Source organism: Sorangium sp. So ce836 (assembly GCF_028553905.1).
GTDB lineage: Bacteria > Myxococcota_A > Polyangia > Polyangiales > Polyangiaceae > Sorangium > Sorangium cellulosum_D.
This window is the reverse complement of record NZ_CP102233.1, coordinates 13027417-13040589: the sequence shown is the minus strand read 5'-3', so window position 1 is coordinate 13040589 and position 13173 is coordinate 13027417. Positions and strand designations below refer to the sequence as shown.

Sequence of the window (13173 nt, the reverse complement as noted above, 5' to 3'; positions counted from 1 at the left end):
TGGAGGAGGCCGCATGGTCGACAGCTTTGGCACGAAGAGCACGCTGACGGTTCAAGCCGATACGTACACCTACTACAAGCTCACCTCGCTGGCGCAAGGCGGCGCTTCGATCGACAAGCTCCCGTTCTCGCTCCGCATTCTCCTGGAGAACCTCCTCCGGCACGAGGACGGGCGCGTGGTGCGCAAGGACCACGTGGAGGCCGTCCTCAACTGGGACCCCAAGGCCCGCCCCACGCAGGAGATCGCCTTCCACCCGGCGCGCGTGCTGCTCCAGGACTTCACCGGCGTCCCGGCCGTGGTCGACCTCGCCGCCATGCGCGAGGCGCTCGCGAAGCTCGGCGGCGACTCGCTCAAGATCAACCCGCTCCAGCCCGTCGACCTCGTGATCGACCACTCGGTCCAGGTCGACAAGTTTGCGTCCTCGACGGCCCTCAAGGTGAACGCGGCGCTCGAGTTCGAGCGCAACCAGGAGCGCTACGCCTTCCTCCGCTGGGGGGCGCAGGCGTTCACCAACTTCCGCGTGGTGCCGCCCGACCAGGGCATCTGCCACCAGATCAACCTGGAGTACCTCGCCGGCGCGGTCATGCGGCAGGGCGCGCTGGTCTACCCGGACACGCTCGTCGGCACCGATTCGCACACCACGATGATCAACGGGCTCGGGGTCGTCGGCTGGGGCGTCGGCGGCATCGAGGCCGAGGCGGCGATGCTCGGCCAGCCGCTCTCGATGCTCATCCCCGAGGTCGTTGGCTTCAAGCTCCACGGCAGCCTGCCCGAGGGCGCCACGGCGACCGATCTCGTCCTCACGGTGACGCAGATGCTGCGGCAGAAGAAGGTCGTCGGGAAATTCGTGGAGTTCTACGGCCCCGGCCTGAGCGCGCTCTCGCTCCCGGACCGCGCCACGATCGCCAACATGGCGCCCGAGTACGGCGCCACCATCGGCTTCTTCCCCGTCGACGACGAGACGATCGCCTACCTGCGCTTCACCGGCCGGCCCGCCTCGCTCGTCGCGCTCGTCGAGGCCTATTACAAGGAGCAGGGGCTGTTCCGCACGGACAACACCCCGGACCCGGTCTTCAGCGACACGCTCGCGCTCGACCTCGGCGACGTCGAGCCGTCGATCGCCGGCCCGAAGCGGCCGCAGGACCGCGTCCGGCTGCGCGACGCGAAGCGCGCGTTCCGCGCCTCGCTCCAGGGCATGCTCGAGAAGGAGTTCGCCGCCGCCGAGCCGGCCGCGGTGAAGGCGTTCCTCGAGGAGGAGACCGGCGCGGCCGCCGCGCGCGCGCCCGCGCTCGAGAAGGTGATGCGCCCGGCGGAGATCACCGAGGGCGACGCGCGCTACACGCTGCGCCACGGCTCGGTCGTGATCGCCGCGATCACGTCGTGCACGAACACCTCGAACCCGGCGGTCATGCTCGGCGCCGGCCTGCTCGCGAAGAAGGCCGTCGAGCGCGGGCTCACGGTGAAGCCGTGGGTGAAGACCTCGCTCGCCCCCGGGTCCAAGGTCGTCTCCGACTACCTGCAGCAGGCGGGGCTCCTGCCGTACCTCGAGGCGCTCGGCTTCCACCTGGTCGGCTACGGCTGCACGACGTGCATCGGCAACTCCGGGCCGCTGCCGGACGTGATCGGGGACACGGTCCGCCACAACGACCTCGTCGTGGCGAGCGTCCTGTCCGGCAACCGCAACTTCGAGGGCCGCATCAACCAGCACGTGCGGATGAACTTCCTCGCCTCGCCGCCGCTCGTCGTCGCCTACGCGCTCCGCGGCGACGTCGACGCCGACCTCTTCAAGGAGCCGGTCGGCACCGATCGCAACGGCGAGCCGGTGTACCTCAAGGACATCTGGCCGAGCTCGGCCGAGGTCAACGAGGCCATCCGCACGGCCGTGCGGCCCGAGCAGTTCCAGGCGCAGTACGAGAACGTGTTCGCCGGCGACGAGGAGTGGCAGAAGCTCTCGGTCCCGGGCGGCCAGACGTTCGTGTGGGACGAGTCCTCGACGTACGTGCGCAGACCGCCGTTCTTCGAGGGGCTGTCGAAGGACCCGGAGGCGCTGGGCGACATCCGGGGCGGGCGCGTGCTCGCGCTGCTCGGGGACTCGGTGACCACCGATCACATCTCCCCGGCCGGCAACATCGCCAAGAACAGCCCGGCCGCGAAGTACCTGGTCGAGCACGGCGTCGCGCCCGCCGACTTCAACTCGTACGGCGCCCGCCGCGGCAACCACGAGGTGATGATGCGCGGCACGTTCGCGAACATCCGCCTGAAGAACCTGCTCCGCCCCGGCGAGGAGGGCGGCATCACGGTGCACCTGCCCGACGGCGAGAAGACGACGATCTACGACGCGGCCATGCGGTACAAGGCGGAGGGCGTGCCGCTGGTCGTGATCGCCGGCGCCGAGTACGGCACCGGGTCGTCGCGCGACTGGGCGGCGAAGGGGACGAAGCTGCTCGGCGTGCGCGCGGTCATCGCGAAGAGCTTCGAGCGCATCCACCGGTCGAACCTGGTCGGCATGGGCGTGCTCCCGCTCGAGTTCGCGCCGGGCGAGGACGCCGGGACGCTCGGGCTCACCGGGCGCGAGGTGTTCGAGATCGCCGGCATCGCGGACAACCTCACGCCGGGCAAGAAGCTCAACGTCGTCGCGACCGGCGAGGGCGGCAAGACGACGACGTTCACGGTCACCGCGCGCATCGATACGCCGAACGAGGTCGACTACTACCAGCACGGCGGCATCCTCCAGTTCGTGCTGCGCAGCCTGGGCGCCACGGCCTAGCGCCTCCTCGCCGCGCCGCTCCCGCCGCGCCGGGCGGCGGGGAAGCGGCGCCGTGGGGACGGCGAGCGGACCCCGTCCGAATGCGGAGCGGCGCGTCGCGGCTGCTGACGCGCGTGCAGGCTTCGGCTAAACCCTGGGGCATGCTCGATCCCCGCTACGTCGCAGATCACCTCGATGAGGTGCGCGCGTCGCTCGCTCGTCGCTCGCCCGCCGCCGCCGCCACCCTCGGAGACGACTTCGCCTCCACGGTCAGCACGCGCCGGTCGAAGATCCAGGAGCTCGAGCGGTGGCAGGCGGAGCGCAACGCGGCGAACGACGCGATGGCGCGCCTCGACAAGAAGTCGCCGGAGTTCGCGCAGAAGCGCGACGAGCTGAAGGCGCTGTCCGGGCGGATCAAGGAGGCCGAGCAGGTCGTCTCGGAGCTGGAGAAGCGGCTGACCGAGCTGCTCGCCGGCGTCCCCAACCTGCCGGATCCGTCGGTGCCCGACGGCGCCGGGGACGAGGACAACGTGGTCGTGAGGACGTGGGGCGAGAAGCCGAGCTTCTCGTTCACGCCGAAGAACCACTGGGACATCGGCACCGCCCTCGGCATCCTCGACTTCGAGCGCGCGGCGAAGCTCTCGGGCGCGCGGTTCACGGTGCTCGTCGGCGCGGCGGCCCGCCTCGAGCGGGCGCTCATCTCGTTCATGCTCGACCTGCACACGCGCGAGCAGGGGTACCTCGAGGTGCTGCCGCCGTTCCTCGTCAAGGACTCGGCCCTGTTCGGCACGGGCCAGCTGCCCAAGTTCGCCGAGGACCTGTTCAAGACGCAGAAGAGCGACCCGGAGCGGGCGTACGACCTCTACCTCATCCCGACGGCCGAGGTCCCGGTCACGAACCTCCACGCGGACGAGATCCTCGACGGCGCGTCGCTGCCGATCGCGTACGCGGCGTACACGCCGTGCTTCCGCAGCGAGGCGGGCAGCCACGGGCGCGACGTGCGGGGGCTCATCCGGCAGCACCAGTTCGACAAGGTCGAGCTCGTGCGGTTCTCGGCGCCGGAGGACTCGCCCCGCCAGCACGAGCTCCTCACCGCGCACGCGGAGGAGGTGCTGAAGCGCCTCGGCCTCCACTACCGCGTCTCCGCGCTCTGCGCCGGCGATCTCGGCTTCGGCGCGCAGAAGACGTACGATCTCGAGGTGTGGCTGCCCGGGCAGGGGGGCTACCGCGAGATCTCGAGCTGCTCGAATTTCGGCGACTTCCAGGCGCGCCGCGCCCAGATCCGCTACCGGCCGGAGCCGAAGGCGAAGCCGCGGCTGGTCCACACGATGAACGGGTCGGCGCTCGCGGTGGGGCGGACGGTGATCGCGATCCTCGAGCAATACCAGCAGGCGGACGGGACGGTGGTCGTGCCGGAGCCGCTCCGGGCGTTCATGGGCTGCGAGGTCCTCCGCGGCAGGTAGCGGCTATGGGAGCGGACGAGGAGGCCAAACGCGAGCTCCCGGAGCCGCGGGGCGGGCGCGAGCTGGGCGAGGGGGAGCGGCGCTCGCAGCTGCCCGAGTCGCGTCGCGGGCGCGAGGTGGGCGACGGGGAGCGGCGCTCGCAGCTGCCGCCCTCGCGGCGCGGGCGTGAGGTGGGCGACGGGGAGCGGCGCTCGCAGCTGCCGGAGTCGCGGGTCGGGCGCGAGCTGGGCGAGGGCGAGCGCCGCCCGCAGGTCCACGCGCCGTCGACCCCCGCCGAGACCTCCATGGCGCTCGCGCGCCGGCGGCTGCTCGAGCTCTGCAAGCGGCACAAGGACGAGCTGATCGACGACTGGATCGAGAACGTGCTGGCGCTGCCGCCGGAGCGCGGCCGGTACACCGACCGGCCCGTCGGCGAGGTGACGGAGAACGTCCGCTCCTGGCTCGCCGCCTTCACCAGGATCCTCGAGGACGGCAGCGAGGCGCTGCTCGACGCGTTCATCACGCACCTGGTCGAGCAGCGTTACGCGACCGGGTATTCCATCAGCGGCCCGCTGATCGCCGCCTCCGAGTTCCGCACCGCGGTCGCGGGCGTCCTCGACACGACCCACGACGACGGCGACGCGGACGGCACGTCCTCCATCGACGTGCTCCGCGCCGTCGACGCGCTCTTGCTCCAGTTCGAGCACCGCTTCGCCGAGGCGTACGCCCAGCGCTCGCTGTTCGCCTCCGAGGAGCGCTACCGCGAGATCGTCGAGCTCTCGTCCGACGTCCTCGCGACGATCGACCAGGAGGGCATGCTGACGCGGCTGAACGTGCGCTTCGAGGTGCTCTTCGGGCACTCGCGGCAGGCGTGGATCGGCCGGCCGATCACCGCGCTCGCGGTCGCGGCGGACGTGCCGGCGCTGCGCGCCCTCGTGATGTCCGCGCCCCGGTCCGAGGCGCCCCGGGAGGCCACCATCCGCTGCGCGACGCGCGCCGGGCTGACCAAGGTGATGACGGTGCGGATCACGCGGCTCTACGGCGAGGACGCGTCGCTCGCGCTCATGCGGGACGTCACCGAGGAGGTCGCGCGCCGCGCGCAGATCCTCCACAGCGAGAAGCTCGCCTCGATCGGCCAGGTGGCGGCGAGCGTCGCGCACGAGCTCAACAACCCCATGGCGTGGGTGATGGCGAACCTCGAGCAGATCCGGAGCGGCGCGCACAAGCTCGTCTCGGCGGCGCGCCCGGTCGCGTCGGGCTCCTACGAGGACCTGCTCCGCGCCATCGACCTCATCGATCGGTCGTGCCACGAGGCGCTCGCCGGCGTCGAGCGGATGCGCGACATCGTGACCGACCTCAACCTCTTCTCGAGCAGCAGCGAGCGCAAGCCCGAGCGGGTCGACCTCGTCGACGTGATCGAGCTCGCGCTGCGCATGACGGGGCCGCAGCTCAGCCAGCTCTGCCGCATCGAGCGCCACTACGGCGAGATGCCCCCGCTGGTCGGCTACCCGGGCAAGCTCTCGCAGGTGTTCGTGAACCTGTTCATCAACGCCGCCCAGGCGATGCCGAACCGCCCGCGCGACGAGAACCTGGTGCGCGTGACGGCGCGCTTCGACGACGGGGTGCACCACGTCGAGGTCGAGGACAACGCGCGCGGCATGACCCCCGAGGTCGTCGAGCGCATCTTCGACCCGTTCTTCACGACCAAGGAAGAGAGCGCGCGGCCGGGGATCGGGCTCTGGGTGTCGCGCAACATCGTCGAGGAGCAGCACGGCACCATGACGGTGTCGAGCAAGCCCGGCATCGGCACCGTCTTCACGATCCGCCTGACCGGCCTGAGCCCCGCGGATCTGCCCGCGCTCCGCAAGCCGCCGGAGCCGCCGCGCCTGTCGTCGCGCGGGACGATCCTGTTCGTCGACGACGAGCCGATGCTCCTCAACGCGTTCGCGCGCGCGTTCGAGGAGCGGCACGAGGTGCTCGTGGCGAAGAGCGGCCACGAGGCGCTCGACCTCCTGCGGGACCGCGGCGGCCGGATCGACGCGATCGTCTGCGATCTCCTGATGCCGCAGATGAGCGGGATGGCCCTCTACGACGAGATCGGCGAGCGGTTCCCGCAGCTCCAGCCGAAGATGGCCTTCATGTCGGGCGGCGCGTTCACGCCGACCGCGCGCGAGTTCGTCGAGCGGGTGGACAACCCGAAGATCGCGAAGCCGATCTCGCTCGACGACCTGGAGCGGGTGATCGCCGATCTCCTCAGCGGCGGGCAGAAGCGGGGGCACTAAGATGGCGGACGCGAGGGCGACGCGGGAGCGGGCGAACCACGCGCGCTACCGGCCGGGGCAGCGGGAGGGGTTCTACGAGAGCTACTTCCAGCGCGCGAACCACCCGACGCGCCCGCTCGCCTTCTGGATCCGCTACACGCTCTTCAGTCCGGTGGGGCGGCCCGACGCCGCGGAGGGCGAGCTCTGGGCCATCTACTTCGACGGCGAGTCGGGGCGCCACGCGGTCGCCAAGCGCGAGGTCCCGTTCGCCGGGCGCTGCTCCTTCGCGCGCGACGCCCTGTCGGTCGACATCGACGGGGCTCAGCTGCGCCCCGGCCGGCTCGTTGGCGCGGCGGGCGAGGGGGAGGGCGCCATCTCCTGGGATCTCGCGGTCGAGGGCGGCGGGGAGCCGCTCCTGCTGCTCCCGGCGGCCCTCTACGACGCCCCGCTGCCCAAGGCGAAGGCGCTGGTCGGCGCGCCGATGGCCGTCTACCGCGGCGTCCTCCGCGCGGCCGGGCGCGACGTGGACGTCTCGGGCTGGGTGGGCAGCCAGAACCACAACTGGGGGACGAAGCACACGGACCTCTACGCCTGGGGGCAGGTCGCGGGGTTCGACAGCCACCCGGACAGCTTCCTCGAGGTCGCCACGGCCCGCCTCAAGGTCGGGCCGTTCTGGACGCCGAGCATGACGCCGCTGGTGCTGCGGCACCGGGGCGAGGAGATCGCGCTGAGCTCGCTGGTCCAGGCGGTCCGCGCCGAGGCCTCGTTCGACTACTTCACCTGGCGCTTCCGGACCGAGACCGATCGGCTGAGCGTCGAGGGGGAGATCTCGGCGCGCGCCGCCGACGTCGTGGGGCTCGCCTACAGGAACCCGCCCGGCGGGGTGAAGCACTGCCTGAACACGAAGATCGGGGCCTGCAGCCTCACGCTGCGGCGGAAGAGCCTGGGCCGCGAGGTCGGGATCGAGACGCTGACCACGGCGCGGCGCGCGGCGTTCGAGATCCTCACGGACGACCGCGGCCACGGCGTGACGATCCGCGCCTGATCCACGCCGGACGCACGGGGCGGCGCGCTGCGCGGGCGGCCGGGGCGGTGCGCCGCGCGGGCGGCGCCGCGGCGGGACGTGCTGCGCGCAAGGCGCGGAGTCGGCTAAAGAGATCCGGGAACGCCACCGCACGAAAGGCGGACGCCATGAGCCTCAAGCACCCCCGGACCATCCTCGTCGCACTGGACAGCTCTCCCAGGGCGCCGCTCATCCTCGCGGAGGGCGTCGATCTCGCGCAGAAGCTCGGCGGCAAGCTCGTGCTCGTCCGCGGCATCGGGCTGCACCACAGCCTGCCTGCCGAGGCGATGACCGAGTCGCCGACGCGCGTCCCCGAGATCCTGGAGCGGGGCGACCGGGACGAGCTCGAGCAGCTCGCGCGGGGCGTGCCGCCCGAGCTCGTCGCGAAGGTCGTGGTCCACGTCGGCGTCGCCTGGGAGGTCATCTGCCGGACGGCCGACGAGGAGGACGCGGACCTCATCGTGATCGGGTCGCACGGCTACTCGGGCATCGACAAGGTGCTCGGGACGACGGCGGCGAAGGTCGTGAACCACACGAGCCGGTCGGTGCTCGTGGTGCGCGACAAGCCTTCCGATTGACGGCGGCCTGGCGTCAGCGGCTCCTCAGCGGTCGGGACGACGGCTCGCCGAGCCTCACCGCGCTCGTCTCGGCCGGCGACACCCTCAGGCGGAACGACATGGACGAACGAGCTGCGGTGCTCGGGGCGCGTTTCCAGGGAAGAAGGGTCGAATGAACCATCGGATGATCGCGGTCGCGGACGGCTTCTGGAACATTCGCGGATCGTTCAAGATCGGCGGGCTCATCGACGTCGGTACGCACGCGTCCCTCGTCCGGCGCGAGAGCGGCAAATATGTCTTTCTCGATTCCTACACGCTCGGGGACGAGGAAAAGCGGCACATCGACGAGATCACCCAGGGTGGAAGGGACGTGGAGGCCATCATCAACGTTCACCCTTTCCACACGCTGCACGTGAGGGCCATGCATGCCCGCTATCCGCATGCGCGCCTCTACGGCACGTCTCGCCATCTATCCCGCTTCCCCGACCTCCCGTGGGAAGAGACGTTGATCGAAGATCCGGCGGCGCATGCGCTGTTCGCTGGCGACCTCGACTTCTCGGTGCCGCGCGGCGTCGATTTCGTCTCCGCGAACGAGAATGTGCATTTTTCGTCCGTCCTCGTGCTGCACCGCGCGTCGAGGACGATTCACGTCGACGATACGCTGATGTACGTCCGCCTGCCGTCCTCGATGCGCCTCCTGGGGCTCAAGGACGTCCTGAGCTTCTCTCCCATGCTGTCGCAGGCGCTCGAGAAGCGCCCCGGCGCAGCGCTGGAATTCCGGCGATGGGCCGAGGAGCTGGCGCTTCGCTTTCATGACGCCGAAAACCTCTGCGCCGCCCACACCGCGACGCTCACGGCTCGAGAGAACGGCGGAGCTCCGATCAAGGAGCGCATCCTCAAAGCCCTGGCAAAGGTCGACAGGGCGTTGAAGAGGCATGAGCGCAAGCACGGCTGAGGAGACGGGGAGCCATGGCGTCGCGACGGACCGCGGAGCGACGGTCTCGGCGGCGCGCTGAGCCGGGGGGCTGGCGAGGCGCCCGGCGTCAGGGGAGCTTGGCGATGAGCTCGTCGCTCAGCGTCGGCTGGTCGATCTTGCCGAACCAGATCCGCCAGGTGGCCTTCATGAAATCGAGGCCGCCCACCGTCGCGGTCCCGCCGCCGGCGACCTTGGCGGTGGTCGTCTTCGCGCGCGCGTCGTACTCGATGGTGACCTCCGCGCCCGCCTTGAGGTCGCCCTCGAACGCCGAGACGAACCTCGCGATCTTCGTCTGATCGGCGTATCCGTTCATCGCGTAGGCGTCCTTCAGCGCCTTGACGATGCTCTCGCGGTCGACGTCGCGCAGCATCGTCCAGACGAACTTCTTCCCCGTATCCATCTCGATGACGGCCTGCTTGGACTTCGTGGCAGGCAGCTGATCCATGTAATGGCTGATCCGATAGACCTCGATCTTGGCCGTGCCGATCGTCCTCACGCGGACGCCGGTGCCCGTGAGCGTGTAATCCGGCAAAGCGAAGAGGCTCGCGACAGCCAGGAAGATCGCCGCGAAGGCGGCGAGAAGAGCTGGAGACTTGCTTCGTGCGAGTTTCATCGGATCGACCTCCTCCGGCATCGCCGCTCGGCGGCGCATCGTGTGCGGGCGCCGCGCCGGCGATCGCCCGTCCATGGTCGTGAATCAGCAAGACCCGGACCATCGGCGGAGGAACGCGGGGAGCCGTAACGGTCGCGAGATCTCGATAGGAGCGCTGGCTTCGTACGCCGACGACGCATGAGGTGTGCTCGGCGGGGACTCCGGGGCGGGCAGCGGGCCCTCGGCCGGGCGAGGGCCGGCGGCGCGGGGGCGAGATCTCCCGGAGATCTTTTTTTCGGCCGGGTCCGTAGGAGCCGCGCGCTGCGGGCGTCGAGGAGATCGCGGCGGAGGACGCGGGCGGGTCCCCCGTGGGCCGCGCGTCGGCCTGCGGCGGAAGGAGCTTCTCGATGCGGACGGTGCTCGCGGGCGTGCTGATGGGATTTGCGGCTCTGGGCTGCGCGGGCTGCGCGGCGGCGCCTCCGGAGACGAGCGCCGCGGCCGCGGAGGTCGCGCCGGCGCCCCGGCGCCATCGAGGCGCCGCCCGCGCCCGTCATCCATGATGGACCGTGGATGCGTCCATCATGGATGGGTTGACCGAGCGCTGCATCCTTGCCGGAAGACGGTCACGGTTGATCCATCAATCAACGTTGATCGATGGATCCATCATGGATGCGCCTCGCGTGGCCCTCGACACCGGGGGTGGCCGCGCGCGACATTGCCACCGGCCCTCCGACACATCAGCCTCACAGGGCACTCGACCTCCGCCATGATCCCGAACGCCTTCCCGGAGTCGCGCGCCGGCGCCGCGCGCGAGCTCTGGCCGCTCGACCCGGCCGTCACCTTCCTGAACCACGGCTCGTTCGGCGCCTGCCCGCGCGCGGTGCTCGAGGCGCAGCAGCGCTACCGCGACCAGCTCGAGCGCGAGCCGGTCCGCTTCTTCCTCCGCGAGCTCGAGCCGCTGCTCGACGCGGCCCGCGGCGAGCTCGCCGCCTTCGTCGGGGCCGACCCGGACGACCTCGCGTTCGTGCCCAACGCGACCTTCGGGGTCAACACGGTGCTGCGGTCGCTCTCGCTCGGGCAGGGCGACGAGCTCTGCGTCACCGACCACGGGTACAACGCCTGCCGCAACGCGGCCGAGGCCGTCGCGGCCAGCGCCGGGGCGCGCGTCGTCGTCGCGCCGGTGCCGTTCCCGATCGAGGCGCCCGAGCAGGTGGTCGAGGCGGTGCTCGCGCGGGTGGGGCCGCGGACGCGGCTCGTGCTGATCGATCACGTGACGAGCCCGACGGGGCTCGTGTTCCCGGTCGCCGCGCTGTCCGCCGAGCTCGCCGGCCGCGGCGTGGATCTCCTCGTCGACGGGGCGCACGCGCCCGGCATGCTGCCGCTCGACCTCCGCGCCCTCGGGGCGGCGTATTACACCGGCAACTGCCACAAATGGATGTGCGCGCCGAAGGGCGCGGCGTTCCTCCACGTGCGGCGCGACCGGCAGGGCTCGGTGCGCCCGCTCTGCATCAGCCACGGCGCCAACTCGCCGCGCACCGACCGGTCGCGCTTCCTGCTCGAGTTCGACTGGACGGGCACCTCCGACCCGAGCGCCGCCCTCTGCGTCGCGGACGCGATCCGCGCGATGGGCGCGCTCCTGCCCGGCGGCTGGCCCGAGCTCCGGGCCCACAACCGGGCGACGGCGCTCGCCGCGCGCGACCTGCTCTGCGAGGCGCTAGGCTGCCTGCCGCCGAGCCCCGACGCGATGATCGGCGCGCTCGCGACGGTGCCGCTCCCGGACGCGCCGTCGTCGCCGCTGCGCCTCGACCCGCTCCAGGACGCGCTCCTCGCGCAATGGGGGATCGAGGTGCCGGTGTTCGCCTGGCCCGCGTCGCCGCGGCGGGCCCTCCGGATCTCGGCGCAGATCTACAACGACCGGCCGCAGTACGAGCGCCTGGCGGCGGCGCTCTCGGCGCTCTTGTAGCGCGCGCGGGGGAGCCCGGCCGGGCCTCCGGGCCGCCGCTCGCCGCTGCTCCACGGCGGGGTGCGCGCGGCTCGCCTCGCGCGCGAGCCATCGCTCCGGGCCCGCGCCGCGGCGGGCTGCTCGGGCGCGGGACCGCGAAGCACGACTGGCGCTCGCTGGAGCAGACGCGCGCGCCTTCCGAGGCGATAGGATGCGCGCCCCAAGGAGACACGATGCCACGTCGAATCCTGGTCTTGTCCTCGCTTTCCTGGCTGGCGACGGCGATCCTCGCGGCCGCGCCGATCGCCGCGCAGCCGGTGACGCCTCCGCCGGCGACGCGCCCCGCGCCCACCGCCTCGGCGCCGGCGGGAACGCCGCCGGCCCCTCCGGCGCGGGCGGGGACGCCTCCAGCGTCCGCGCCGCGGCCAGCGCCCGGCGCGCCGCAGCCAGCGCCCGGCGCGCCGCAGCCAGCGCCCGGCGCGCCGCAGTCGCCGGCGCCAGCGCCCGGCGCGCCGCAGCCAGCGCCCGGCGCGCCGCAGCCAGCGCCCGGCGCGCCGCAGCCAGCGCCCGGCGCGCCGCAGTCGCCTGCGAGCCCCGCGCCTGCAGCGCCCGGCGAGCCGGCAGCGGACGCGCCAGCGCCGGAGGCGTCGCCGCCCGAGCCGGCCGAGGCGACGCCCGAGCCGGGAGCTGCCGAACCGCCCGCAGGCTCCGCGCCGCCCGCCGAGACGCCGGCCGCGCGCCGGGCAGGCCGGTGGGACAGCATGGAGGACTGGACCACGTCGCTCTCCGAAGCCGAGCAGGGGCCCCTGCCCGCGCCTGCCGACGACGGCGCGCTCGGCGGGGGGACGGTCCCGCGCGGCCAGCGCGGGGCGATCGGCCTGGAGACCTCGGCGTTCACCGGCGGCGACAGCGACGCTTCCGGGCTCGCCGTCGCCCTGTTCGCTCGCATGCCGTTCGCCGATCACACGTTCCTCGACGTCCGCGTCCCCTTCGGGCTCGCGATGGACGAGCGCACCGACGCCGTGCTCGGCAACGTGATGCTCGGCGCCCACCACGTCGCCCGCGCCGGCAGCAAGCTCTGGATCACGGTGGGCGGCGCCGTCGGGCTGGCGACGCTCTCGGCCCAGACCCACGACCACCGCAGCTACGAGCCGGTCGGCGCGAGCCGCGCCTACTGGGACCTCCACGAGTACTTCCCGAGCATCCTCCCGATCCACGCGCGCCTCGGCGCCGAGGCCCACCTCGGCCTGCTGATCGCGCGCCTGCAGATCGAGCCGCTCCTCTACATCCCGCTCGGCCGCAACGAGGAGTACGAGGTCGCGATCCAGCACGCCGCCGAGCTCCAGATCGGCCACGGGATCGGCGGCGGCGTGCGCGTGCAAGGCGTGGCGCTGCCCACGTTCGACAACGTGGGCATCCGGCACGCCGTCGCGCGCAATCTGTACGTGCTCGCCCTCGAGCCGTTCGTCGCGATCGAGCGCAAGGCCGCGTTCCTCCGAGCGGGGCTGCTGCTTCCCTTCGACGAGGAGCTCGGCCCGCCGCTCGATCACACCTGGGGCTTCCACCTCACCGCGGGCGTCCGCACCGACTGAGG

At 72.1% G+C, this 13173-nt stretch carries 9 protein-coding genes; 8 read left to right on the top strand and 1 reads right to left on the bottom strand.

All coding sequences use genetic code 11. From position 1 onward, the window contains the following. Positions 1–13 precede the first annotated feature (13 nt). The 6 genes from acnA to NQZ70_RS47710 all read left to right on the top strand — a co-directional run bounded on the left by acnA (position 14) and on the right by NQZ70_RS47710 (position 9024). Positions 14–2767, top strand: a complete 2754-nt coding sequence (gene acnA, locus NQZ70_RS47735) for an aconitate hydratase AcnA (protein ID WP_129580168.1) — start codon at positions 14–16, stop codon at positions 2765–2767. Positions 2768–2907: 140 nt separating this feature from the next. Continuing rightward, positions 2908–4209, top strand: coding sequence for a serine--tRNA ligase (gene serS / locus NQZ70_RS47730; protein ID WP_129580167.1), 1302 nt, complete (start codon positions 2908–2910; stop codon positions 4207–4209). Positions 4210–4214: 5 nt separating this feature from the next. After that, entirely contained in the window at positions 4215–6470 is a 2256-nt protein-coding gene (locus tag NQZ70_RS47725) for an ATP-binding protein (protein WP_129580166.1), read from the top strand. Position 6471: 1 nt separating this feature from the next. Beyond that, positions 6472–7494 carry a hypothetical protein gene (locus NQZ70_RS47720; protein ID WP_129580165.1) on the top strand — a complete coding sequence of 341 codons (1023 nt, stop codon included), beginning with the start codon at positions 6472–6474 and terminating at the stop codon, positions 7492–7494. 146 nt (positions 7495–7640) lie between these two features. Continuing rightward, the gene (locus tag NQZ70_RS47715) at positions 7641–8090 is read left to right on the top strand and encodes a universal stress protein (protein ID WP_129580164.1); all 450 of its coding nucleotides are present in this window, start codon (positions 7641–7643) and stop codon (positions 8088–8090) included. Positions 8091–8253: 163 nt separating this feature from the next. Continuing rightward, on the top strand, positions 8254–9024 hold the full coding sequence (locus NQZ70_RS47710; protein WP_237244708.1) for a hypothetical protein: 771 nt from the start codon (positions 8254–8256) through the stop codon (positions 9022–9024). An 88-nt stretch (positions 9025–9112) separates the two neighbouring features. Here NQZ70_RS47710 and NQZ70_RS47705 read toward each other — a convergent pair whose 3' ends face one another. Continuing rightward, positions 9113–9658 (bottom strand): chalcone isomerase family protein, encoded by a 546-nt coding sequence (locus NQZ70_RS47705; RefSeq protein WP_237244707.1) that lies wholly within the window; start codon positions 9656–9658, stop codon positions 9113–9115. A gap of 745 nt (positions 9659–10403) precedes the next feature. Here NQZ70_RS47705 and NQZ70_RS47700 point away from each other — a divergent pair. After that, entirely contained in the window at positions 10404–11600 is a 1197-nt protein-coding gene (locus tag NQZ70_RS47700; RefSeq protein WP_129580162.1) for an aminotransferase class V-fold PLP-dependent enzyme, read from the top strand. 212 nt (positions 11601–11812) lie between these two features. Further along, a complete protein-coding gene (locus NQZ70_RS47695) occupies positions 11813–13171 on the top strand; it encodes a hypothetical protein (protein ID WP_129580161.1) in 1359 nt (452 codons plus the stop codon). Positions 13172–13173: the final 2 nt, after the last annotated feature.

Bases quoted from the DNA above. Each gene is read 5' to 3' on its own strand.
- NQZ70_RS47705 (WP_237244707.1), bottom strand. From the start codon at position 9,658: ATGAAACTCGCACGAAGCAAGTCTCCAGCTCTTCTCGCCGCCTTCGCG.
- serS (WP_129580167.1), top strand. From the start codon at position 2,908: ATGCTCGATCCCCGCTACGTCGCAGATCACCTCGATGAGGTGCGCGCG.
- NQZ70_RS47695 (WP_129580161.1), top strand. From the start codon at position 11,813: ATGCCACGTCGAATCCTGGTCTTGTCCTCGCTTTCCTGGCTGGCGACG.
- NQZ70_RS47710 (WP_237244708.1), top strand. From the start codon at position 8,254: ATGATCGCGGTCGCGGACGGCTTCTGGAACATTCGCGGATCGTTCAAG.
- NQZ70_RS47720 (WP_129580165.1), top strand. From the start codon at position 6,472: ATGGCGGACGCGAGGGCGACGCGGGAGCGGGCGAACCACGCGCGCTAC.
- NQZ70_RS47715 (WP_129580164.1), top strand. From the start codon at position 7,641: ATGAGCCTCAAGCACCCCCGGACCATCCTCGTCGCACTGGACAGCTCT.
- acnA (WP_129580168.1), top strand. From the start codon at position 14: ATGGTCGACAGCTTTGGCACGAAGAGCACGCTGACGGTTCAAGCCGAT.
- NQZ70_RS47725 (WP_129580166.1), top strand. From the start codon at position 4,215: ATGGGAGCGGACGAGGAGGCCAAACGCGAGCTCCCGGAGCCGCGGGGC.
- NQZ70_RS47700 (WP_129580162.1), top strand. From the start codon at position 10,404: ATGATCCCGAACGCCTTCCCGGAGTCGCGCGCCGGCGCCGCGCGCGAG.